At 42.8% G+C, this 829-nt stretch carries 1 protein-coding gene; it reads right to left on the minus strand.

Annotated elements, in window-relative coordinates; translation table 11 throughout:
* On the minus strand, positions 1-772 hold a 772-nt coding region (locus tag KPX09_RS05450), incomplete at its 3' end, for a GTP cyclohydrolase II (RefSeq protein WP_249549328.1).
* Between the last annotated feature and the right edge of the window lie 57 nt (positions 773-829).

Genomic DNA, 829 nt, shown 5'->3' on the forward strand with positions numbered 1-829 from the left:
TTGTCACATCAAATCCATACTTACTTATCTCCTGCACTTTGTGAGGATTATTGGTTAGCAACTGAAGGCTCGATATCCCCAGGTTCCTTAAAATCATGGCTGCAGGTAAGAATATGCGTTCATCGTCATCAAATCCCAAAAATCTGTTAGCATCCACTGTGTCTAGGGAATTCTGCATCTGTAAACTGTATGCCCTAATTTTGTTAGCAAGACCAATTCCGCGCCCCTCTTGAGAAATATAAAGAATGACGCCCCCAGCTTGTTCAGCCAAAAGCTTGACTGCTGTTAGTAACTGACTGCGACAGTCACACGATAGACTCCCCAATAGGTCGCCTGTGTAACACGAAGAATGTATCCTCACTACAATGTTTTCAATTGATGGCTCCCCTATCACTATCGCGTAATGTTCTGGCTCACCAATTTTAGACCGATACACTATTATTTTTGATCTCAGTGAATCCTGGAGATATAGATCAGATCGACACACTTCTTGCAAGACGTACTCCTGTGTGTAGTCTGTCAGCACCTTTCCTGCCAAATGCAATATCCCATTACATTCGCACCAATCGTACATCTCTCCTATGTTCACAAATTCCATGTCTATCACTAGAGCTGATGGTAGCAACTTCGCCATCTTTACTAGATCTATTGCTAAACTATCCAGTGGGCTTGAGCTCCCTTCAACAGATACACTACGTACCTCTTCTGGTAAATCACTCAAAAGAGTTCTTATATCTGCAAGCGACATGGTATTAGCTCTTACTCGCGACAACTTGCCGTTCGTTGTTACATACGATGCTCGCTGTGCTGTGAGGAGGATATATACATT

Source organism: Anaplasma phagocytophilum, from assembly GCF_023476575.1.
GTDB lineage: Bacteria > Pseudomonadota > Alphaproteobacteria > Rickettsiales > Anaplasmataceae > Anaplasma > Anaplasma phagocytophilum_A.